Here is a 24,093-nt window from a genome sequence, read left to right on the forward strand (position 1 = left end):
TTTTTCTTATATACTCGTTGAGTTCACTTTTTAAACTCTCTTTCATGTTTACAAAAACATAACTCAAAAACCTCCACATGGAGTGGAGGTTTGTTTTACTACTAATACAATTTTAAGTCACGAGGATCAACTGGGAAGGTTGGGTTGTAAGGGTTGTGACGGAGTTTGAATCGTTTCACATCTTCAATTGTCTGTGTTCCAGATAACTGCATAACTGTCTTCAATTCATCATTCAAATGTTCAAAGACTTGGCGTACACCAACACTACCACCAAGGGCTAAGCCATAAATGACAGGTCGACCAATGGCTACTAAGTCAGCTCCTGAAGCTATGGCTTTAAAGACGTGCTGACCACGACGAACACCCGAGTCAAAAACGATTGGCACACGTTTATTTACTGCTTCAGCCACTTCTTGTAGCGAGTCAAAAGCAGCAGGTCCACCATCAATTTGTCGACCACCGTGGTTGGTTACCCAAATACCTGAAGCCCCTGCATCCAGTGAGCGTTCAACGTCTTCACGGCATTGTGGCCCCTTGACATAAACAGGAAGTCCTGAGTATTCTGCTATAAACTCAACATCTCGTGGAGATAGGCGCTGTTTGGCTGACTTGTAAACAAAGTCCATTGATTTACCAGCACCTTCTGGCAGGTATTCCTCAACAATTGGCATACCAACGGGGAAGACAAAACCATTGCGCTTGTCGACCTCACGATTGCCCCCTACAGTAGCATCTGCTGTCAAGACAATCGCTTTATAACCTTCAGCCTTCACACGGTCCATGATATGGCGGTTGATACCGTCATCCTTACTAAAGTAAAATTGAAACCAGTGAGGTGTCCCTTGAAGGGCTTCTGTAATTTCTGGAAGATCTACAGTAGAGTAAGAGCTAGTTGTGTAAAGAGAACCAAACTCATGCACACCACGCGCAGTCGCAACTTCTCCTTGGTCATTAGCTAGTTTATGGGCTGCAACAGGTGCCATAATGATTGGTGAAGATAGTTTTTCACCATCAAATTCAATCTCTGTGCTTGGATTTTCCACATCACATAAGGTCCGAGGAACAATAAGTTTGTGGTTAAAAGCTCGGATATTCTCTCTCAAAGTAAAAGTGTCCTCTGCACCACTTGCAATATACCCAAAAGAAGCTTTGGGAATAACTTGTTGGGCCATAGGCTCCAAGTCATAGGTATTTATAAAATCTACAGGTCCTTCTGCATTGCTTGTTTTATATGACATAAAATTTCCTCCTGTTCGAGTAAGCGCTTTCCTATTTCTTTACACATACATCTTAACTCTTTTTCATAGAATTTTCAAAAAATTTGTCTGGGAATTTCAAACTGATTACCTGGACCTTTCAAAAAGAAATCAGGTAATCCTAGCGACTACCTGATTTTTCTATGCTCTATACATTTTGCCAATTTTCTTGGTCTTCTTTAAAGCGTTTTAGGAGGTCAAGTCCTTCTGGTGTGATGTAGCCTTCTTCTTGGGCTAGGTGAATGAGCTCACTGTAGTTTGAAAGAGTCACCAATTTGACACCAGCATCCGCAAAGTTTTTATCAGCTTTTGGTAATTGATAGCTGAAGATAGCCACGACACCAAGCACATCTGCTCCTTCACGTTTAGCAGCTGCTACGGCTTCAAGAACAGACCCACCAGTTGAAATAAGGTCTTCCACAACGACCATCTTTTGTCCTTGAGCTACACGGCCTTCGATTTGGTTTCCTGCTCCGTGGTCTTTTGGTTTGCTACGGATATAGGCAAATGGCAGATTCATCTTATCAGCGATGATAGCACCGTGTGGGATACCCGCAGTCGCTGTTCCTGCAATCACTTCTACCTCAGGGAATTCTGCCTTGATGGCTTCTACAAAACCATTCTCAATCAAGGTACGTGTCTCTGGATAGGCAAGTGTTACACGGTTATCCGTATAAATTGGTGACTTGATTCCTGATGCCCAAGTGAAGGGCTCTTCTGGTTTGAGGTAAACGGCTTGAATTTTCAATAGATGGCTAGCAATATCTTTAGCAAGTGTCATGGGTTTCTCCTTTGTATTTTAAACTATATTCTTATTTCCAGTCTCGTGTCCATTCATCCTTGATAGCATGATAAGCTACCACTGGATCAGTGGCTTGAGTGATTGGGCGTCCGACAACGATATAGTCACTACCAATTTGATAGGCATCTGCTGGTGTCATTACTCGTTTTTGATCTCCTACTGCAGCACCTGATGGACGAATGCCGGGTGTCAGGCAAATAAAGTCTGGACTGGTAGCTTCTTTGATGAGTTTTACTTCTTGAGCTGAACAAACCACACCATCTAATCCCGATTCCGCAGTTTTCTTAGCATAGTGAATAACCGATTCTTGAAGACTGGTTTGGATATTTTGAAAGTCTCTCATTTGCTCCTCAGAGGTTGAAGTTAACTGAGTGACAGCAATCAATTTGGCTTCTTTCCCAAGGCCTTCACGCGCAGCCTTCATCATCTCAACGCCACCTGCTGCATGAACATTGGTCATATCAACGCCCAGATGAGACAAGACCTTCATGGTTGATTTGACTGTATTTGGAATATCATGGAGTTTGAGATCCAGAAAAACACTATGTCCCAAACCTTTCAGATAAGAAACAATCTCAGGACCTGTAGCATAATAGAGTTCCATACCTACCTTTAGATAGAGACTCTCTCCTGCTGGAAAAAGAGCTAAAAATTGCTTGACTGCCTCAAAACTTGGAAAATCAAGAGCAATAACTGGACGAGCTTCGCGCATACTTTTCTCCTTTTACCTTTGTAAGCTAGAGAGCATGAAAAAAGGAACCTGCCTGCAGCAAGGTTCCACGAAAAATGGGTAGTCTCCACCCTTTCACCGTCTAACCTTAGCTGCCTCTCTGGACTGCTTTAAAGGTTTTTTACTATTCTATTATTTAAAGCAGTACTTGTCAAGTAAAAACAAGTAACTGAACGAATCATCTTAAACTTAGCGACTCTGTGTTGTTTGAGTCGTCTGTGTTGTTTGATCTTGATTTCCTTGCTCAGCTTGTTTTTTCTTCTCTTCTTCCTGCTTCTTCTTTTCCTCTTCTTTGGCTTTGACTCTTTCGTCATCCAGAGCCTTATCCACTAGACTATAGCTATAGATACCGACCTCCATGTCAATACCGCTAGGAACTGTTAACTGTGGTTTTATCTTACTATAGTAAGGTAATTTCTTCCCTAGTTCTGATAATGGCACCAAAATCTCGTCTGTATCATACATGGTAATCTTTAGAAGGTCACTTGTTACCTTACTTGGTGCAAGTTCAATCTTCTCAATCTCTTGCTTAATTTCTGGACTAACTTCATTTAACTGAGAAATTAGGGTTTTAATCTGTTCCTCATCGTTAAATAAAACAGATATGTATTTCTCAGGTAAGTTGTCAGAACTAACGGCAGTTGATTCAATGCTTCCACTAGATAAGATTGGATAATAGTTATCTCCTGAAACTGAATAGGCTACAATTTCAAATTCCTTCACTTCAATGGTGAAGTGAACTGGAAATTGATAAACTATCTTAGCTGATTCAATCCAGTGATTTGATTTGACCATTTCCGCATACTTATCTTTATTTAAGAGCAAGCTGATTGTATAGTCGCTGTCACGAATGCCAGATGCTTCTCTAACTTGGTCTGCACTTGTCTGAACAGTGCCCGTAACCTCAATATGTTTCATTGTAGCTAGAGGGCTTAGAAGATAAATAGACAAGAATAAGATTATAAAACTTGGGACGAGGATTGTAACTGCTCGCCAGATATGTATAGAAGGAATGGCCGGTTTTGGAGGTTTACTCTTGGCTTTTACCTTTTTCTGTTTCTTAACCTTTTCGTCAGCTTTTTCTTTTTCTACTTGATCCTGACTCTTAGAGTCCTCTTGAGGAGTTTCCTCCGAATCTTTCTCTTCATTTGAAGTCTCATCGCTAGTATCCGAATCCTTCTCTTCAGATTTTTCGGATTCTTCATCCACTTCTTCAGAACTCGTAGAGTTTTCTTCCATTCTTTTGCTCAAATACTCGTGGTGTTGTTTTTGCCATTCTGACACTTCTTGAGCGCTTTCAGAAGACTCTGATACTTGTTCTTCTTTTTCACGAGCTTCTTCTTCGGCACGTTTCGCCTCTTCTTCAGCTTTTTTTTGAAGATATTCTTGATTTCGTTTTTGCCACTCTGACAATTCCTTGCCTTGAGTGTCCTGATTCTTTTTATCCTTTGACATCAATTTTCCTTATGATAAATCTTTTTTGAGTAGCTCATAAAAATCTGCCACAGATTTTAATTCCTGAGAATTCTTCATCTTGTTTTGGTAAATCTCTTTGTTTGTCAAGAGTTGATTTACTTTTTCTTCTAAAGTTGACAAAGTCAAATCGCTCTCTTGCAACTCCTCAGCATAGCCTTTCTTCACAAAATAGGCTGCATTTTCAATCTGGTCCCCACGACTAGCTTCACGACCCAGTGGCACAATGACGTGCAATTTAGCCATAGCAAGGAGTTCAAAAATCGTATTGGCACCACCACGAGTGATGACCACATCAGCCATATTCATGAGTGGTTGATAGAGTTCCGTCGCATAGTCAACACGGTAGAGGTTTTGACTGAGTTCATTTAAACTAGCATCCCCTGTCAGGTTAATGATATTATAGCGACTAGTCAGCTCTTCCTTGTGGTCTGTTACTAGTTGGTTAAAGACACGCGCCCCAGCAGAACCTCCAACAAAGAGAAGAGTTGGTAACTTGTCGTTGAAAGAAGTTCGGATATCCACCATTTCTTCAGGTTCTTCCATAACTGGACCAGAAACCTTGGTCACAGCTCCTACATGTTCTACCTTAGTGAGACTAGACGCTTGCTCGAAAGTAGAGTACATCTTAGTCGCAAACTTATAGGCAATTTTATTGGCCAATCCCATAGAGAGATCAGACTCGTGGATGAAGACTGGTACTCTGCATACTCGCGCTGCGATAACAGGCGGAACAGATACAAATCCACCCTTAGAAAAGAGGGCTTGTGGACGAACTCGAAGCATGATAAAGAGCGATTGAAGAATTCCAAAAGCAACCTTAAAGACGTCAACCATATTTTGCCATGAGAAATATCGACGTAATTTCCCTGTTGCAATCGAATGGAAGGTAACATCTAAACCTGACTTGAGAATTTCATGATGCTCAATCCCATTTTTATCACCAATATAGTGGACTTCCCAGCCATCTTCGATGAACTTAGGCATTAACAAAAGGTTGAGGGTAACGTGTCCAACCGTTCCCCCACCTGTAAATACTATTTTTTTCATATTATCCCTTTAACTCCGCTACAGTGTCGATGAAAAGATCTCCACGTACTTCAAAGTTAGCATACATATCCCAGCTCGCATTGGCAGGACTGAGGAGAACAACATCTCCTTCTTCTGCAAGTTCAGAAGCCTTACGAGTTGCATCTGCAATATCAGTCGCGTCAACATAAGGCACACCAGCCTTATCTGCTGCACGTTTGACACGTTCTGCAGATTGACCGAGGATAACCATTTTCTTCAGTCCGGTAATATCTGGAACCAATTCGTCAAACTCATTGCCACGGTCCAAACCGCCCGCAATCAAGATAACCTTGCTATTGTCAAATCCAGACAAGGCTTTTTGAGTTGCTAAGATATTGGTTGACTTACTATCGTTATAAAATTTAACGCCATTGATTTGGTCTACAAATTGGAGACGGTGTTTTACACCACCAAAAGCAGACAAGGTTTCCTTGATGGTTTTATTGTCCACACCACGCAGTTTAGCAACGGCAATGGTTGCAAGAGCATTTTCCACATTGTGGCTACCTGGAACACCGATTTCATCAGCTGCCATGACTTTTTCACCACGGAAGTAGAGAAGACCATCTTCAAGATAAGCTCCGTCAACCTTTTCAAGTATTGAGAATGGTACTACAATCGCGTTTGTCTTTGTAGCAAGCTCTTTAGCTAATTCCTGGTTGAAGTTCAATACTAGGTAATCAGCTGCTGTCATATTGCTTTGGATATTCCACTTGGCTGCCACATAGGCTTCAAAAGAACCGTGATAGTCAATATGTGTTGGCATCAGGTTGGTGATAACAGCAATTTCAGGATGGAATTCCTGGATTCCCATTAATTGGAAAGAAGAAAGTTCCATGACAAGGGTGTCCTTATCTGTGGCAGTTTGAGCCACTTGACTAGCAGGATAACCGATGTTACCTGATAAGAGTCCATTTTGTCCTGCAGCAGTCAGAACTTCACCAATCATGGTTGTGGTCGTTGTCTTACCATTTGAACCAGTAATTCCAACAATGGGTGCATCAGAAATCAAGTAGGCCAACTCAACCTCAGTCAAAACTGGAATGCCTTTTTCTAGAGCTTTTTCAATCATAGGGTTGCTATAAGGAATACCAGGGTTTTTCACCATGAGGGCAAAATCTTCATCCAACAATTCCAAGGGATGACCACCAGTTACAACCTTGATACCATCTTCCAAAAGGCTTTGAGCAGCTGGATTTTCCTCAAAAGGCTTGCCATCATTAACCGTTACAATGGCACCCAACTTATCCAAGAGACGAGCTGCAGACTCACCTGATTTTGCTAAACCTAGGACTAATACTTTCTTATTTTCAAATTGATCAATTCGTTTCATATCTAGAACTCCATTTCTACTCTTACTATTTTACCATTTTTATGAAAATAAAAAAGCCACAAAGGGCTTTCTTATTTGTTTTTTGTATAAAAAACTATTCTACCGACTTGAGGGCTTCTAACATATCCACCTTTCGGAGATAATGATTGACAAAAACTCCTAGGATGGTCAAAATGACACTGACAGCTAGAACTGGGATTAGATACACTTCCCAGCCGACCTTTGGTTGAAAACGGAAGGTACCGGGTGCGATCATCTGAATGAGAAATTGATGGAGATAAAAGCCTGATACCAATCCTACAATCATTCCAATTAGTGACAATATGATAGTTTCCCGATAGATGTAAAGGGTCACTTCTTTGTTATGAAAACCAAGAACCTTGATGGTTGAGAGTTCCCGAATCCGTTCAGCAACATTGATATTGGTCAAATTATAGAGAATCACAATAGCTAGTAGCACCGATACCAGCACCAAAATCGCCATGGTATGATTCAGAGAATTAGCAAAACTTTCAAAGAGCTGAATGGTGGAGGCGTTTTGAACGAGGCCACTGACAGCGACCTGGTCCATAAATTCTCCTGCGACTCTTTCAGTATTCCCTTCACTTTTATCCTTAAGTTGGACCAGATAGGTGTTCATCTTGGGAGCTTGACCATAAATTTTCTCATAGATCGCCTGATTCATATAAACAAAGTGACCTACATAGTGCTCAGTAATAGCACCTACTTTAAAGGTTTTCCCATCGATTGTAAAGTTGTCACCAACAGAAACTCCAGCCAACTGAGCTAATTTATCTGTTAGGATGACTCCACCTGATAAGCTCAGTTTTTCTCCATTTTTTTCTAAATGGACAAAAGGTTCCAGGTCATCCTTATCCGTTACCATGATGGTTACTGTCTGAACTCCAGCCTTGCCTGCATACTTTTCTTCAATCTGCTTGGAAGAAATCAATCGATAGCTTTCAACTTCATCACTCTGCAATTTTTCTTCTAGCTTTGCCTTATCTGAATCTGAAGTTCGAGAATTGACAGAGAGAATCATCTGATATTGTTGCAGATCCTTAAACTGCCTATCAGCAACTCCTACCACAGAGGATTGAATGCCAAGCCCTGCAAAGAGGAGGGCTACTGATCCTGCAACCCCAAAAATGGTCATCAACATACGTTGCTTGTAACGAAAGATATTACGAGCCGTAACCTTTTGGGTAAAACTCAAACGAGACCAGATAAAGGTCATTCGCTCCAAGAGGATTTTAGAACCCTTGACTGGTGGCTTGGGTAGTAATAATTGCCCTGCTTCTTCATGCAACTCTCTACGAGATACAAGATAAGCAGGTAAGACACTAGCTACTAAGCTTAGAGCCAGAGCTAAGCAACTATAGGTCCAATAGAAATACTGCTGACTCTCACCAACAATCATTCGCTCAGTAATGATATGCGAAATTGTGGGTGCTAGGACATAATGGCCAATCAGAATCCCTAGAAGAGTTCCAAGAGTGCCAGCAACCAGACCATAAATTACAAACTTAGCGATGATGTCTTTGCTATGGTAGCCTAGAGCTTTGAAAATCCCAGCATTTGTTCTTTCCTCATCTACAAATCGAGTCATGGTGGTAAAGGTAACCATAGCTGCGACGGCATAGAGAACAACTGGAAAGATATTTCCCACGGCACGAATACTCATGGCTGAGTTACTATACATGAGATAACCTTGACCAGTAGGAGAGCTTTTTCGATTGTAAACATGATAGGTTGGCTCTGTCAGAGCATTGACTTCATCCTGACTGGTCTGCCATTTAGCCTTCTCACTAGTAAAATCTGACTCAGCATGACTTAGTTTTTCCTTTTCTTGTTTCAATTGTTCTTTAGCTTCTTCTATCTGGCTCGAAACTTGGCTCTTTTGCGGTTCTGGAAGTTGGCTCACTTGATTTTCTTGAGCTTGTAGACGCGTTTCGATTTCTTGCAGGCGTTTCTTGCCAGCTACCAGGTTGGTCTCTGCCTCGTCCAGTTGCTTCTTTCCTTCATCAAGTGATTTTTGAGCGTCTTTCTTCATTTTCTCAAGTCGAGCTTGACCATTATCAGCAACTAGCTCCTTGAGTGTTGCCTCTTCTTCCTCGAGTTTCTTTTCGTAATCGGTGTAAAAAGGGTTAACATCTGTTAGACTAGTAAAACGCAGGCGGGCAATTGTGTAAACAGAGCTCTTAAAATTTTCTTCAGTTACAACACCATATGCTGCTAAGTTCCCATTACCACTGGCTGAACTCCCCATATCTGATTTTGAAAAAATATCTGGAGAGTGGACAAAGCCTGTAATGGTATAACTATCCCGCTTTAATTGAGAATTACTGCCCTTTTTTTGGATAAAATAAATGACTTGACCAATCTGATAGCGATTTTTCCAAAAGTCCGCCAAGGCCAATTCATCTTCTTTTTCAGGCAAACGACCTTCCGTTACTTGAAATTTTGAAATCTTATCAGTATTTGAAAAGATTCGTATGGCATCTTCACTATTTGCCAGAGTCAAATCTGTCATATAACCAAACTCGACATCTGCGCCTGATAGAGTTTGCAATTCTGCCTGGTCTGCCTGATCAAACCCATAATCTCCTATGACGGTCACATCTGCCGTATTAGTATCTTTCAGATAAGCCCAAGCTGTTCGCTCCATATTGGGACTAGCTACTTTAAGACCAACCACGGCTAAAGAACCTAACATCATCAGAGTTAGGATGGATAAAAACCGTCCCTTTGAACCTGTGAAAGACTGGAGCAGGTCTTTCCAATATGTCTTTCTTTTCATCTCAATACTCCAAATCATCAATATCCTGTGGTTGAGGATTGATAACAACACTCTTGACACCAGCATCATGCATCTGAATCACGCGATCAGCTATAGGAGCAAGGGAAGCATTATGGGTCACGATGATAGCGGTGGCCCCTTTTTTACGTGACATATCTTGAAGAATCTTTAGAACCTGCTTACCAGTCTGGTAGTCCAAGGCTCCCGTCGGTTCATCACAGAGGAGAATTTTAGGATTTTTAGCCACAGCTCTTGCAATAGAAACTCGTTGTTGCTCACCACCTGATAGCTGGGCTGGAAAGTTATTGAGACGGTGGCCTAAACCTACATCCTTGAGAACCTGTTCTGGATTCAAGGCATCCGAGACTATTTCTGATGCCAGCTCAACATTTTCTTTAGACGTTAGATTAGAAACCAAATTGTAAAACTGAAAGACAAAGCCAACGTCATCTCTACGATAGTTGGTTCTCTGATGGGAGGTATAGTCAGAAATGTTAGTCCCATCAACCCAGACTTGCCCTTCATCATTTGTATCCATACCACCTAGAATATTTAAGACCGTTGACTTTCCTGCTCCAGACGAACCAAGGATAATGACCAGTTCTCCCTTTTCAATCTCGAAGTTGACGTCACGATTGGCTACAATTTCTGTTTCTCCAGTATGATACCTCTTATAGCTATGTTTCATTTCAATATAGGACATCTTATCTCCTCCTTCCCTACCCCTTATTTCACCCTTATTATAACTCTTTTGCGGTGAGAATTAAAGCAAATATAAGATAGAAAAGAGAGGACACTTTGGTCCTCTCTGCTTCAGTTTTTCTCATTACTTCCACGTGTGTGCTCAACAGAAGTGTAGACGGTATTCTCCTAGAATATCTCCGTTTTCAGCCTTAACGACAACACGAACTGGATCCCCTTCACGAACGCTTGGAATCACTGTAGCAATACCATTATCTGATACACTTGCTGTTACAGTCGGTGCTTGGTCTTCTTTAGCTTCTAGATAATAGTCAGTCAAGCCAGGGTTAAAGTTTGGCAAATCTTTTCCATCTACTTGGATTTGAGCTTGAGCTTTCTTAGCTGCAGCTACTTGTTTAGAGAAGATTTGAATTTCTGTAATGGAAGTACCCCATTTACCATCTGGTCTAACCATACGGATACGAACCGCATAGGTATTGACTTTATCAAAGCTAAAGTGGGTCATTTCTCCCGCTCTTACTTGATCTGGAGCTTTAAGATTTGTCACTTGTTTCCAGTTATTGTCATCGTTAAAGACGTGGTCTTCACTAGCTACAAAGCTTGGGTTCTTAGGAACTGTTGGAACATCTGTTCCTACATAGTATTCGATGACATAAGACTTAGGTGCACCAACACCGTGGTCTTCGTGGAAGGCAACATTGAGATTGTCAACCGAACGTTTAGACAGGATACCAGAATCACCAAAGAGGATTCCCACTGACGCTTCACTTGTACGGTTCCAGTTTGTCCAACGGTTAGCTGGTTGGTTGTTGTATGAGATTAGTTTATCATTAACATTTGCTACCGAGTCACTTGGATTTGAGTCTGATGCAAAGGCAAGTGGCAACTCTGAACCTGTCCACTGGTCAGAAATGTTTGCACCAGTTTCTGTCTGAGCAGAAACACGGACATGAAGTTTCGTTGGTAACTGAGTCCCTTCCACATGTCCTGTAACGGTAAAGCTACCTTCAGTTGCATATTGGTTTGGGTCAATAGCATCCCAAGTCACTTTAGCTGAAGATACTTGGCCGTTTGAGTGGTAAGTACGAACACTTTCTGGTAATTGAGGAGCTTCTGAAACTGGAGTTGTTGTAGTCACTTCTTCGACTGCAATGATACCTTCTACAGAAACTTTAGCATGAGCTTCGTTTTCAATTCCTTCTACTTTACCTAGAACATCAAAGCTATGGTATTTAGCAAGGTCTTCCTTAGCAACTGCTTGCCAAGTCACCTTGTGAACTTTTGGAAATCCTTTGTCATACTCTACTGTTACTGTATCAGGTAGACTTGGTTCTTGGTTCAAACCTGTCACGACACTTACTGGACGAATGGCCTGGACAACTTTATTTTCAGTATTTGCTTGGATGTTCAAGTCAATCTGACCTTCAGCTCCTTCAAATTGAGCTTTCAAAGTTACTTGACCAGGTTTATGCAATTCAAGCATACCTTTACGAACAGCTACGTCTCCTTCACCTGATGTTGAGAAGGTTACCTTGTCAGCTTTTAATACGGCCTGAGTTCCATCTTGATAATGAGCCAAGACTTTGATACCAACTGTTTGGTCTTCTTTCAGTGCGTCAGCATTTTCAACTTCTAGGCTTAAACGTTCAATCTGAGGAGCTTCTTGTAAGAATTGGATAGCATAAGTCTGAAGTGCTCCACCATCATTTGGTTGAACATAAATACTAGCACGCATACCATTTGCTTCGTTAGCTTGAATAACAGTTACTTGCGCATTTTCAGCTAAAGCTTTGACTTCAGGCAAAGTAGCTCCATAAGCAAGTTTATGGTATAGAACCGGTTGGTCAGTTGAGAGCCCTTCTACAGGATGGTCTGCAACAGTCACAGTCGGTACTACTGGTGAAGCCGCTTGACCTTCGGCAACTACGAATGTAGCAGCGATTTCATCATCACCTGAAATTCCTTTAGCTTGGATACGAGAGCCTGGGATAGTTAATTTAGCTTGATCTTCAGCTACAACTTCCCACCTATCAACGTCATAGCTTCCTAGAGTACCATCTGACAATACATAGCTAACAGATGGATCAACCGTACTCAGATCTGTACTTGGTGCAATTCTCTTAACTACAGGTAATTCTGCTTCGAGCGCCAAGACTTCAACACGCGCTTCTACATCTCTTCCTTCTGCCACACCTTTAACAGTAAAAATACCAGGTTGGTTAACATCAACTGCGGACCATTCTACTGGAAGTTTTGCACGGCTACCATCACTGTAGATAAATCCTACTTTTGAAGGCATTTTCGCTGCTTGACCGATTACTGTACGAACTTTAGGAACCTCTGTACCTAAAACAGTTTTTTCCTCTTGGTCTTTCTTACCTGTGAAGATAGTTGTTTGACCAGATTTCAAGAAATCAGAGTGAGCAGTCAAGGTGAATTTACCTGCTTGCTCAGTTGATTTGACAATCACAACACCCCTACCATTAAAGGCTTTGCGAATCCATGAACCATCTGCTTGTTCTTTGTAACGTTCACGGCTGGCTTGTTCCCCGTTATCCACACCGACAATCTGACCTTGTCCATGCAACTGGAAGCGAACAAGATTTTTGGCTGTAGGAACTACGTTACCTTTACTGTCAACAATTTCGTAATAGATATAAGTGAGGTCTTTTCCGTCAGCTGCGATAGCATTTTCTTCTTTGACCAAACGAACTCCTGCAGGTTCTCCAGCAGTCACAATCTTATCACGAGCAATGATATTACCTGCTTCGTCACGAGCTACTGCTTCTAAAGTACCAGCTTCAAAAGCAACCTTCCATTCAAGGTAAAGTTCATTCGGTTTAGCACCTTCTTGGTAAGTGCGTCCATCACTTGTTTGTTTTTTAGTAAATGTCTTCTTGCCTAGAGTATTACCATTCAAGAATAGTTCTACACTTGTCGCATTAGAATAGGCACGGACTGGAATATTACCATCTGCGTCCGCTACATTCGCTTTTAGAGTCTGATTTTCCCAGTTCCAGTGAGGAAGCAAGTGAACCATTGGTTTCTTCTCAGCAGAAACCCATTGACTTTGATACAAGAAGTAGTCATGTTTTGGAATACCAGCTGTATCTACGATACCAAAGTATGAGCTTTTAACCGGTGTGTGGTTTTGGTTGTGCCATGGAGTAGGTTCACCGATATAGTCCGTACCTGTCCAGATGAACTGACCTGCATAACCAGCATTATCACGGTCAAAAGTCCAAGATGCTGTTGCTGTTTTACCCCAACCAACACGGTCATTACCGTAGTCTGATTGCTCGTAATGACGGTAAGCCTGATTGCTGTGGACCAATTCACGTTCTGGACGGAAATAACTTCCACGTGTACGAGTAGCTGAAGATGTTTCAGAACCGTAAATCAACCAATTTGGATGTTTCGCACGAAGCTTCTTGTAGTTGTCTTCTGAATAGTTAAATCCAACCGCATCAAGTTCGTTCGCAATCTTTTCATGATCACCACTACCATCACCAAAGCGGAACTTGTCTGCTCCCATAGTGACATAGCGTGTCTTATCAACTGCCTTGATCACTTGCACCAAGCGTTTAACCGTTGCTAGAGAACGAGCTTTACCGTCTGCTTCACCGATTTCATTACCGATAGACCACATGAAGATAGCAGGGTTGTTCTTACCTCTCTCGACCATTGTACGTAGGTCAAAGTCAGACCATTTTTCACCTTTTTTAGCATCTGGGTGAGTTGCATCTTTTTCAAAGAAACGTCCGTAGTCATACTGTTTCTTACCACCATACCAAGTATCGAAGGCTTCTTCTTGGACCAACAAGCCAAGCTCAGCAGCAATCTGCAAAGTCTGCTCACTAGCAGGGTTGTGGCTTGTACGGATAGAGTTTACACCCATATCCTTCATCTGTTTCAGACGGCGGTATTCTGCTTTATAGTTTTCTTCAGCTCCAAGAGCTCCATGATCATGATGAAGACAAACTCCATGGAATTTAATGCGTTCACCATTCAAAGAGAAACCTTCATTTGGTGTCCAGTTATAGTAACGGTAACCAAACAAGTCCTTCTGAGCATCGACCAATTGGCCATCACGATAAACACGAGTCACCAATTCGTAAAGGGCAGGCTGGTCGCTATGAACCGTCCAAAGTTTTGGTTTATCAACTTGTAAAATAGCATTCAAGCTGGCTGATTGATGAGCTTTCAAGACTTGACTAGCTTTACGAACGAGATCACTTACAGCTTGTCCTCCATGTTCGATGATTTGATACTCAGCTACGATTTCGTGGTCTTTGTCATCTGTATTCACAATTTTACTTGTTACGTGAGTATCTACTTTGCCATTCTCTTGTTTTTCAAGCTCAGGTGTTATTATGGTTGTACCATTTTTCTTAGTATGGACCTTGTCTGTGACTTGAAGGGTAACATCACGGTAAATCCCACTTCCTGAGTACCAACGGCTACTTGGTTGTTTGTTGATGGCATGCACTACTACGACATTTTCGCGACCATCTTTATGGAGATAGTCAGTGATGTCATATGAGAATTGGTTGTAACCATTTGGATAGTGACCAACTAGCTGACCGTTTACATAGACTTGCGAATCCATATAAACTCCGTCAAAGACCAAACGAACATTCTTGTTAAGGTCTTTTTCATCTAGTTTAAAGGTCTTGCGATACCAAGCATCACCACCATTAAGTTGTCCACCCTCATTTTGGGCAGGAGAATCATGATCGAAGTCATTGTAAATACTCCAGTCATGAGGAAGGTCTAATTTCTTCCAGCTTGATACATCTGCATTTGGTTTGATAGCATCTTTGGCATTGGCATTGAGTTTAAAATGCCAGTTTTGGTTAAATTCTCTTACTCGATTATCAATCAATATGTTCGCCCATCCTTGCTCTTTATTTTCATGAGTCATCATCTTCATTCATATTTTATACAATTACAATAGATACATCAATAGTTTGTCGAAAAAAGCATACTTCAGACTATGATTACTAAAATTAGTAGAAAATATTGGATATAAAAAACTGTATTGAGGCATTATGTGACAGAATTACTAAATCATATACAAAATAAAAGGTCGCTCCTTTATAGAAACAACCTTCTAATTTATTTTTTTACTGATATGGCATAATACTCCAATGAACCATGCTAGTCTATCATATAAACTACAAATCCATCTGGTAAGATGACCTCTTGTCCATCTTTAAGATGGCAATGACTAGCTAAATCAACAGAGTCTCTTTCTAAAACAAAATTCTCAGAAGACTGATTAAAGATTGCCTGAACTTCTTTTCCTTGGTAGTTCCAGCTCAAGGCAAGAACATCTGGTTTCACTTCTTCCAAGCGATAATTTCCATGCTGAATCATACTTGCCGCTTCCTTACGAACCTTGATTAATTTCTTCATAAAATTCAGCATGTCATTGTCTTCAGAAACACGGTCCCAAGGCATGACACGACGGCAGTCAGGGTCTGGTCCACCAATTAGTGCTAGCTCTGTTCCGTAATAGATACAAGGAGTCCCTTTTTGAAGATAGAGGAAAGTTAGAGCAGCCTTGACATGCTGGACATTTCCTTTGGCAGTTGTAAGGATACGCTCTGTATCGTGAGAATCCAGAAGGTTAAACATTACCTCTGAGATTTGTTGCTTGTAGTACATAGACTGGCGATTGATTTCTGAAATAAATTGCTCCGTCTTTTTACGCTGACGCAAGAAATAATCCTTGATACTTTCAGAGAGTGGGTAGTTCATGACCGCATGGAACTCATCCCCTTGTAGCCAAGGCTGAGACGTATGCCAGATTTCACCTAAAATATACAAATCAGGCTTTTTAGCTAGAACTGCCTTTCTAAAATCTTTCCAGAACTGATGGTCAATTTCATTGGCAACGTCCAAGCGCCAAGCATCGATATCAAAATTTTCAACCCAATAAGTTGCAACACTTAAAATAAATTTTTTAACTTCAGGATTTGCCGTATTTAACTTAGGCATATAGCTAGCAAAGGCAAAGGTATGATAAGGGAGTTGTCTTGGATTCTGAAGTTTATCCTCAGTAACTGGGAATTCTTGGATATGGAACCAATCTTTATAAGGTGACTTTTCGCCGTTCTTTAGAACATCCTGCCATTGGACTGACTGGTTGCCAATATGATTAAATACTGCATCTAGCATAATCTTGATACCACGTTTGTGGGCTTCCTCGACTAGATTACGAAAGACTTCCTTGTCTCCAAAGTGACGGTCAATTTCAAAATAATCCGTCGTATCATACTTGTGATTTGTCGTTGCTTCAAAAATCGGACATAGGTAAAGTCCAGTGATTCCCAAATCTTTAAGATAGTCTAAATGGTCAATAATCCCTTGTAAATCTCCACCAAAAAAATCATCCATGTTAGGTGCAATGGCAGCATCCCACTCTCGAGCTCCATCTGGAGTCAAATTAGGATTTCCATTAGCAAATCGTTCTGGGAAAATCTGATACCAAACGGTATTTGAAACCCAGTTAGGAACTTGGCAACCGTCAATTTTGTGAATATAAGGAAGCTTCAAGCCATTCCCTTCAGCATCCAAGTTTTCTTGAGTATGTTCTACACACCCCTTATCACCGTAAAAAACACCCTGACCTTCCTCATCAAGGATCTCAAAGAGATACTGAATGCGAGCGAAATCAACCGATACCGTAACTTGCCAATAGTCAAATAGGGCATCTGAGGTTACTTTGGTCATTTCTTTCTTAGCTTCATACTTATCCTCAATGAAAATAAAGGGATCTCCATAGTGTAAGATAACCTTCTGGACATCATTTTTCTTCGTTCTAATTCGGATATGTAGCTGACCTTCTTTGTAAAGATAAGCATATTCTGATTCTGGTCTATGATAAATGGCTGTTAATTCCATCATTTGTCTCCTAAAATTAATAAAACGCAAACGTTTTCATAATTGCTAGTTCTAGTATACTATTTTAGCTGTTTATTTGCAATTTTTATACTAGTTTTACGATAGGTATATTGATGGACAAGGGTAAAATTGAGTAGACTCTTTTTGAGCTTTAAAAAGAGAGTTTCCATGAACTGGAAAACTCTCTATCATTACGAATCAGATGATTAGAATAAATGCTATTTAATATCTTTAATCTTCTAAAATGAAAATTTCTTCAACATGTAGTTGTAGCAATCTTGCAATTTTCATTGCTAGTTCAAGTGTAGGATTGTACTTGTCATTCTCGATAGCAATAATGGTTTGTCGACTAACTCCTAATATTTTTGCCATATCTTCCTGACGTAGTCCTTCAGACTTTCTTAGCTGTTTGATATTATTTTTCATACAGCATTAGTATTTCTGAAAACAATAAATGCCAATTGCCAAAACTACGATAAGGATAACAACCATCAAAATCACTCCTTGAACAAGTTTATTTGGTTCTTTAAAATCCTCATCACCGTCAATCATTTTCTGTTTTATGGCAGTTTGTGCAAATCCTTGAACACAAATAGATAAACATAAAATCAGACATGGTAACATTTCAAGTTTAATGCCTTTTGTAATAGATTGATAAATATTAAATACTGTCCATCCACATAAGCCAAATAGAGCCATTTTATAACCCCATTCCTCAGAACGTAGCTGAATCGCTCTGTCCATTTCATCCATTTTTCTCATAGTCCTGTTTCTCCAATCCGTCAAAATAATGTCAAGAGCTCTTTACATTTCTTATTATACTCTAAATCGATAAAATGTCAAGATATTTTAACATTTTTAATTTTTTTATTTTCTTCATCTATTCTAAGAATATTACTAACTCAGTCTCACATCCTAGTCAATCTGACAAAGGGCAAGTTCTTTTAATCCTATTTTATCTTGATTTCATAAGCTTCGGCTATAGATATACTTTCAGTTATGTTAGACTCGAAGTTTATCCTCTCTTTTCTGCTTTCTTATCTCTATTTATACCTTAAATGGGCTTAATCGTTATAAACTGCCTGTTTATCATGAGATATTTGTCTACAAATTGACAACAGAAAAAATAAAAAGCCATTCCTCAAGGGAACAGCTTTCTCACTTATAATTAAAAGTTTCTCCAGCTAACTTATCTGCTAACTTGGGAAAGAGAGTATAAAACTTGTGGGCTAGATTGAGTAAGACTGGAAGATTAAGCTCTCGTTTATTTTTTCCTATGGTCTTAACGATTTTTTTAGCTACTGCATCTGGCTCGAGTAGGAAGCGGTCGACCGATTTGAGGTAGGCCCCATCTGGGTCTGCCTGGTCAAAAAATCCTGTACGGATAGGTCCTGGATTAACAGTTGTCACATAGACACCATAGGGCATGAGCTCAAGGCGAAGAGCATTTGAAAAACCAATGGCCGCAAACTTGGTCGCAGAATATAGACTAGACTTAGCAGTCGCAATCAATCCTGCCATGCTGACGATATTGATGATATGACCTTTTCGAATCTCCTTCATACGAGAAGCAACCAAACGAGACAGATTCATCAAAGCAAAAGTATTGACTTCAAACATTTGATGAATATCTTGATTAGAAATCTTGTCAAAATCTTCAAAAATCCCATATCCAGCGTTGTTAATCAAGACATCAATCTTACCATAACGCTGATAGAGTTCAGCAACTAGTTCCTCTAAGGATTGAACGTCGGTAATATCAATTTCAATCAATTCTGCCCGAGGATGATTTCCGTATAGCTGAACTAGTTTTTCCTTATTTCTACCTAGCAAAATGAGTTGGGCTTGAGGTAAGAGTTTGACCATTTCTTGGGCTAGATCCCCGCTAGCACCTGTAATGAGAATAGTAGACATACTTTTCCTTTCTCAATCTTCTAGATTTCCACTTCTTCCAAGTCTTTGACCACATGGACGTTTTCAAAAATCGTTGCAGCATCTTTCTTAAACTGGCTGATATCTTTTGAAAGGAAACGGGCGCTGATATGATTGAGCAAGAGTCGCTTAGCTCCCGCTTCTGCCGCTACCTGAGCAGCCTGCATATTGGTGGAGTGACCGTGATTACGAGCAATCTTCTCGTCTCCCTTGCCATAAGTAGACTCATGGACAAGAACATCCGCATTGACACCAAGACGCACACTGGCATCTGTTTTACGAGTATCTCCCAAAATGGTGATAATCTTACCAGGTCGCGGTGCAGAGATATAGTCTGCTGCCTTGATTTCTCTTCCGTCTTCTAAGACAACATCCTGCCCGTTTTTGATTTTTCCAAAGAGTGGTCCAAATGGTACACCAGCAGCCTTGAGCTTTTCAGCATTCAGAGTGCCTTCTAGGTCCTTTTGCATGATACGATAGCCGACACAGAAAATAGTGTGATCCAACTCTTCCGCATACACCGTGAATTTATCTGTTTCAAGAATTTTCCCTAGAGAAGCTTGGTCAAATTCATGGAAATGAATCTTATAGGGCAGGCGTGAACCTGACACTCGTAGACTGGTCAAGACAAAAGATTTGATGCCTTGGGGACCATAGATTTCTAAATCTGTCTGCTCTTCATTAGCCTGAAAAGCACGACTAGAGAGAAAACCAGGCAATCCAAAGATATGGTCTCCATGTAAATGGGTGATAAAGATTTTGCTGATTTTTCGTGGTCGAATCGTAGTTTCCAGAATGCGATTTTGCGTCCCTTCTCCACAGTCAAAGAGCCAGACTTCGTTAATCTCGTCCAAGAGTTTCAGGGCGAGACTTGAAACGTTGCGGGCTTTAGAGGGCTGACCAGCCCCCGTTCCTAAAAATTGAATATCCATTCGATACTTTCTAATTAATCAATATATAACATAGCGGTTCTATTTTCCGAGCGGTAATAAAATTTGCCAGAAAAAGCTCTAGCTTCTTGTAGTAAATCCTCTTGGCTATATCCCTTAAGTCGCTTTCTTCCATCTGCTAAATTTTCCAGATCTGTCAAGGCTGTGAGATTTTCCAGGCTGACTACTTCCTCTTCACCAATCGCCTTCATGTAAATCTTACCAGACTCCACAAAAACTAGCTGATGGGGAAAAATTTGCGCTATTTCAAAGAGTAATTCATCCGTAATTGCTTCCTCGTTCTCTGAGAAAATGCGACCAAGTCCTTCTTTCTCGTAGCAAAATCCAAAGGATTTACCAGATAGATTGAGACGAATAAAGGGCTTGCTTTCCAAAGCGAAACTTGGTTCAGCATTATAGAGGTTCAGTTCTTGGCTGACTTCTGCAAAATAATCGGTCGCAGCTTGAGGACTTTTTTTCTGGTAGAGCTCGGCAAAGTAGGCATTCACTACGCTGGGTGGAGGTGTAATGAGAGCTAGTTGCTCCTCTTCAGACCTACCAGCTAAAAGTTGGTCCAGATAGACCTTGTCTAGACTTGTATAGCCACCATACTTGAGGGCTAACGTTTTGATATCAGTCATAAAATTCTTCTAATCTCCATTTATTTTTCTCAGAAATGTAGCCTGTGATGACTTCTCCATCATCTTGGTAGTCACGTTCTTCTAGAATCGCAACACTTTCTAAATCATGAATCTTGTAAGATTTAGAAAACGGTACGCGCAGGATAAAGGGTTCAAAAATTTCCTTAATCTTATCCAGCAATAAAGCCTGCAACTGTTCTCGACTATCCTCAGACTTTGCCGAAATCAGCGCATAAGGCGTTTGAGTAGGTGTGAAATCCTCCACCAAATCTGCTTTATTATAAAGGGTTAAGCGAGGAATATCCTCCATGTCCAAATCTTTCATGATGGAGAGGACCGTTTTTTCATGTTCCTCATGGTAGGGATTGCTAGCATCGATGACATGGACCAGGAGATTTACATGCTTGCTTTCTTCCAAGGTTGATTTAAAACTCGACACCAACTCTGTCGGTAGATCTTGGATAAATCCAACGGTATCTGTCAAGGTTACTTGTAGATTGCCCCCCAGATGGATGCTTTTAGTTGTTGCATCTAGAGTTGCAAAAAGCTCATCCGCTTCATACTGGGTCTTGCTGGTCAAAGTATTCATAATAGTTGACTTCCCAGCATTGGTGTAACCGATCAAACCAATCTTAAAGGTACTTGACTCCAAACGTTTTTCTCGAACTGTCGCTCGGTTTTTCTCAACTACCTTGAGTTGACGTTCGATATCTGTAATCTGGTTGCGAACACTACGACGGTTAAGCTCCAGCTGACTTTCACCTGGACCACGGGAACCAATTCCCCCTGCCTGACGGCTGAGCATAATCCCCTGACCAACCAAACGAGGCAAGAGGTATTTGAGCTGAGCTAGATGCACTTGGAGTTTGCCTTCATGGCTTCGAGCTCGCATGGCAAAGATATCCAAAATCAACTGCATACGGTCAATGACCTTGACACCTAACACTTCCTCTAAATTAACATTTTGTCGAGGTGTCAGACGGTTATTGACAATGACAGTCGTGATTTCTTCTGCGTCCACCATTTGAGCAATTTCTTCCAACTTACCAGAACCGACAAAGGTCTTAGAGTCGTATTTTTCTCGTTTTTGTCTGTAGCTATCGACTACAAGTGCTCCAGCTGTCTTAGCTAGACTAGCCAACTCTTCCATGGAGAGGTCAAAATTATCCATGCCCTGGAGTTCAACACCAATGAGCAGGACTCGTTCCTCTTTTTTCTCCGTTTCAATCATTTAAAAACTCCTCAATCTGGCTTAAAATACGCTCTTTAACACCAGATTCTCCTATATGATAAAAGGTCACCTGCATGCGATTGCGGAACCAAGTTAGCTGGCGCTTGGCAAAACGACGAGTCGCCTGCTTGAGACTATCGCTAGCCTCCTCCAAACTCTGCTCTCCTCGAAAATAGGGGAAGAGTTCCTTGTAGCCAATCCCTTTAGCAGCCTGCACATCTGGATAATGGTCAAACAACCACTTGGCTTCGTCTAGAAGTCCAGCTTCAAACATCAAATCCACTCGGTGGTTAATCCGTTCATACAATTGACTCCGCTCATCATCCAGACAAATAATCAGAGCTTCATAAGGACTCTCCTGATTTTCCAAATCTTGAGAAAAATGAGCAATTTCCATGGCACGCATGGCACGACGACGATTAAACTGGGGAACTTCAAGACCTGCTTGCTCTAGGAGTTGGGCTAACTCCTCATCTGAAAAAGGCTCTAGACTAGCACGATAAGCTAAAATGTCCTCATGTGGTGTCTCTCCACCTAAATGATATCCTTCTAGCAGACTTTGGATATAAAGTCCTGTCCCACCAGCGATAATAGCAAGTTTCCCGCGATTTTGAATATCCTCGATGGCTGCCTTTGCTTCTGAAACAAAATCAAAAGCCGAGTAAGACTCGGTTACATCTCTCACATCAATCAAGTGATGAGGGACAGTTGCCTGCTCCTCCAGACTTGCCTTGGCTGTTCCAATATCCAGTCCTCGGTATACTTGTTGGCTATCCCCACTGACTACTTCACCATTGAATCGCTGAGCAACTTCAATGGCTAGGGCAGTCTTTCCAACTGCAGTTGGACCAACAATCACAATTATTTTGCTTTTCATCGTTTTTCCTTGAAAAATTCCCATTTTTTCGTTACTATTATTATATCACAAAATAGACAGGCAGAAAAATGCTATATCTTAAGCTATTTCCGTCTGATTTATAAATAAAAGGAGGAAGACTCATGGCTAAAGGATTTGCTAAAGGTCTCGTAACAGGTGTTGCAGGAACTGTTGCTGCTGTTGCAGGTGCAGTATACGCATTCAAAAAGAAAGTGATTGAACCAGAAGAACAAAAAGCAGCTTTCATCGAAGAAAACCGTAAAAAAGCAGCTCGCCGTCGCGTATCACGCTAAGCAACAAAAGAAGTTGGAATTTCCAACTTCTTTTTTTCTATTCTTTTATACTTGAAAATCAAAGAGCAAACTAGGAAGCTAGCCGCAGGTTGCTCAAAGCACTGCTTTGAGGTTGTAGATATGACTGACGAAGTCAGTTACATATATCTACGGTAAGGCGACGCTGATGTGGTTTGAAGAGATTTTCGAAGAGTATTAAATAGCTAGGTCAAACTTCAACTGCGGTTTCACTGGATCATAGTCAACCAACTCAAAATCTTCTGCTTTAATATCAAAGAAGTTGGTCTTGTCTGGTACATTCAAGACCAAACGTGGTTGGCAATTTGAAGGCTCACGACGGAGCAATTCTTGAGCTTGTTCAAATTGATTATCATAGATGTGAAGGTTATTGATAAAGTAGAAGAATTTCCCAACCTTCCAGCCAAAATGTTTAGCAATCATCATTTGAAGCGCCACATACTGCATGGCATTGATGTGATGAGCTACCAGCATATCGTTAGAACGCTGGGTCAAGGTTGCATCCAGATAGATGTCCCCATCTACACGACGGACATCAAACATGGTCTGGAAGGCACATGGAAGAAGGCCGTCTGTTTCCTCAAAAGCTTGGTAATCCCAGAGAGAGATGATATTGCGACGGTTCCAAGGATTGGCTTCTAACTGTTTGAGAATCTTGTTAATGATGTCATGCTTCTTAACAACAGCCCCGTAACGCTCACCGATTGTCCCTGTATCTCCAACTTCCCAGTCATTCCAGTAGTGAACATTGTACTTGTCATTGAGAATTTCTAGACTATTTGTCTGGTCTTGATAAATCCAAAGCACTTCTTTTATAGCTGATTTGATTGCGATTGGACGTAGGGTTGTGATGGGAAATTCACCCTTAGACAAATCATACTCCGCAAAAGCACCTGTAATGTACTTGGAGTTGGCTACTGTTCCATCCTTATACTTGGGACGAGCTTGTTCTGAAAAGACTCCTTCATTGAGAATTCGCTCAATATTTTCTTTAAAAATCTTATCTGCTTTTGTCATTTACTCTCTCCTCAACGTTTATTCTTAACTAGTATAGCATAAAAAAAGAAAGGAGGAAAATCACTCGCTTCAAGATAGT

Annotated in this window: 18 protein-coding genes and 1 pseudogene; 1 reads left to right on the forward strand and 18 read right to left on the reverse strand. The window is 40.9% G+C overall.

The window, feature by feature from the left end; genetic code table 11:
* Positions 1–101: 101 nt before the first annotated feature.
* From lctO to miaA, 17 genes and pseudogenes are all read right to left on the reverse strand, one after another.
* Complete coding sequence (lctO, locus tag TZ94_RS03325; protein WP_045614095.1) at positions 102–1,238, reverse strand: L-lactate oxidase; 1,137 nt, start codon at positions 1,236–1,238, stop codon at positions 102–104.
* A gap of 166 nt (positions 1,239–1,404) precedes the next feature.
* Positions 1,405–2,037, reverse strand: coding sequence for an orotate phosphoribosyltransferase (gene pyrE / locus TZ94_RS03330; RefSeq protein WP_045614097.1), 633 nt, complete (start codon positions 2,035–2,037; stop codon positions 1,405–1,407).
* A 31-nt stretch (positions 2,038–2,068) separates the two neighbouring features.
* Positions 2,069–2,770 carry an orotidine-5'-phosphate decarboxylase gene (gene pyrF, locus TZ94_RS03335; RefSeq protein ID WP_045614099.1) on the reverse strand — a complete coding sequence of 234 codons (702 nt, stop codon included), beginning with the start codon at positions 2,768–2,770 and terminating at the stop codon, positions 2,069–2,071.
* A gap of 207 nt (positions 2,771–2,977) precedes the next feature.
* Positions 2,978–4,243 carry a cell division protein FtsQ/DivIB gene (locus tag TZ94_RS03340; RefSeq protein WP_045614101.1) on the reverse strand — a complete coding sequence of 422 codons (1,266 nt, stop codon included), beginning with the start codon at positions 4,241–4,243 and terminating at the stop codon, positions 2,978–2,980.
* Positions 4,244–4,252: 9 nt separating this feature from the next.
* The gene (locus TZ94_RS03345; RefSeq protein WP_045614103.1) at positions 4,253–5,311 is read right to left on the reverse strand and encodes a UDP-N-acetylglucosamine--N-acetylmuramyl-(pentapeptide) pyrophosphoryl-undecaprenol N-acetylglucosamine transferase; all 1,059 of its coding nucleotides are present in this window, start codon (positions 5,309–5,311) and stop codon (positions 4,253–4,255) included.
* Between the two features lies 1 nt (position 5,312).
* Positions 5,313–6,665: a UDP-N-acetylmuramoyl-L-alanine--D-glutamate ligase gene (gene murD / locus TZ94_RS03350; RefSeq protein ID WP_045614105.1), complete on the reverse strand. Its 1,353-nt coding sequence runs from the start codon at positions 6,663–6,665 to the stop codon at positions 5,313–5,315.
* 94 nt (positions 6,666–6,759) lie between these two features.
* On the reverse strand, positions 6,760–9,465 hold the full coding sequence (locus TZ94_RS03355) for an FtsX-like permease family protein (RefSeq protein ID WP_045614107.1): 2,706 nt from the start codon (positions 9,463–9,465) through the stop codon (positions 6,760–6,762).
* A gap of 1 nt (position 9,466) precedes the next feature.
* Positions 9,467–10,168 carry an ABC transporter ATP-binding protein gene (locus TZ94_RS03360; RefSeq protein WP_045614109.1) on the reverse strand — a complete coding sequence of 234 codons (702 nt, stop codon included), beginning with the start codon at positions 10,166–10,168 and terminating at the stop codon, positions 9,467–9,469.
* A gap of 147 nt (positions 10,169–10,315) precedes the next feature.
* A pseudogene (locus TZ94_RS03365) lies at positions 10,316–15,034 on the reverse strand (Ig-like domain-containing protein); the annotation flags it as partial.
* A gap of 293 nt (positions 15,035–15,327) precedes the next feature.
* On the reverse strand, positions 15,328–17,076 hold the full coding sequence (locus TZ94_RS03370; protein WP_045614112.1) for a glycoside hydrolase family 13 protein: 1,749 nt from the start codon (positions 17,074–17,076) through the stop codon (positions 15,328–15,330).
* A 231-nt stretch (positions 17,077–17,307) separates the two neighbouring features.
* Positions 17,308–17,502 carry a helix-turn-helix transcriptional regulator gene (locus TZ94_RS03375; protein WP_033584559.1) on the reverse strand — a complete coding sequence of 65 codons (195 nt, stop codon included), beginning with the start codon at positions 17,500–17,502 and terminating at the stop codon, positions 17,308–17,310.
* 6 nt (positions 17,503–17,508) lie between these two features.
* Entirely contained in the window at positions 17,509–17,838 is a 330-nt protein-coding gene (locus TZ94_RS03380) for a hypothetical protein (RefSeq protein WP_045614114.1), read from the reverse strand.
* A 396-nt stretch (positions 17,839–18,234) separates the two neighbouring features.
* Positions 18,235–18,990: an SDR family NAD(P)-dependent oxidoreductase gene (locus TZ94_RS03385; RefSeq protein ID WP_045614116.1), complete on the reverse strand. Its 756-nt coding sequence runs from the start codon at positions 18,988–18,990 to the stop codon at positions 18,235–18,237.
* A 20-nt stretch (positions 18,991–19,010) separates the two neighbouring features.
* Entirely contained in the window at positions 19,011–19,940 is a 930-nt protein-coding gene (rnz, locus tag TZ94_RS03390; protein WP_045614118.1) for a ribonuclease Z, read from the reverse strand.
* A 14-nt stretch (positions 19,941–19,954) separates the two neighbouring features.
* Positions 19,955–20,578: a cystathionine beta-lyase gene (locus TZ94_RS03395; RefSeq protein ID WP_045614120.1), complete on the reverse strand. Its 624-nt coding sequence runs from the start codon at positions 20,576–20,578 to the stop codon at positions 19,955–19,957.
* Positions 20,571–21,809 (reverse strand): GTPase HflX, encoded by a 1,239-nt coding sequence (gene hflX / locus TZ94_RS03400; RefSeq protein ID WP_045614122.1) that lies wholly within the window; start codon positions 21,807–21,809, stop codon positions 20,571–20,573. Before hflX ends, TZ94_RS03395 begins: the two co-directional genes overlap by 8 nt.
* The gene (miaA, locus tag TZ94_RS03405; protein WP_045614123.1) at positions 21,802–22,686 is read right to left on the reverse strand and encodes a tRNA (adenosine(37)-N6)-dimethylallyltransferase MiaA; all 885 of its coding nucleotides are present in this window, start codon (positions 22,684–22,686) and stop codon (positions 21,802–21,804) included. The genes hflX and miaA overlap by 8 nt, the downstream gene beginning before the upstream one ends.
* Positions 22,687–22,808: 122 nt before the next feature.
* Between miaA and TZ94_RS09475 the strand changes: the two genes are divergently transcribed.
* Complete coding sequence (locus TZ94_RS09475; RefSeq protein WP_001051780.1) at positions 22,809–22,979, forward strand: DUF3042 family protein; 171 nt, start codon at positions 22,809–22,811, stop codon at positions 22,977–22,979.
* A 195-nt stretch (positions 22,980–23,174) separates the two neighbouring features.
* Here the strand turns inward: TZ94_RS09475 and TZ94_RS03415 are convergent, their stop codons facing one another.
* On the reverse strand, positions 23,175–24,014 hold the full coding sequence (locus tag TZ94_RS03415; RefSeq protein ID WP_045614124.1) for a thymidylate synthase: 840 nt from the start codon (positions 24,012–24,014) through the stop codon (positions 23,175–23,177).
* Positions 24,015–24,093: the final 79 nt, after the last annotated feature.

The organism is Streptococcus infantis, from assembly GCF_000960085.1.
Classification (GTDB): Bacteria; Bacillota; Bacilli; order Lactobacillales; family Streptococcaceae; genus Streptococcus; species Streptococcus infantis_C.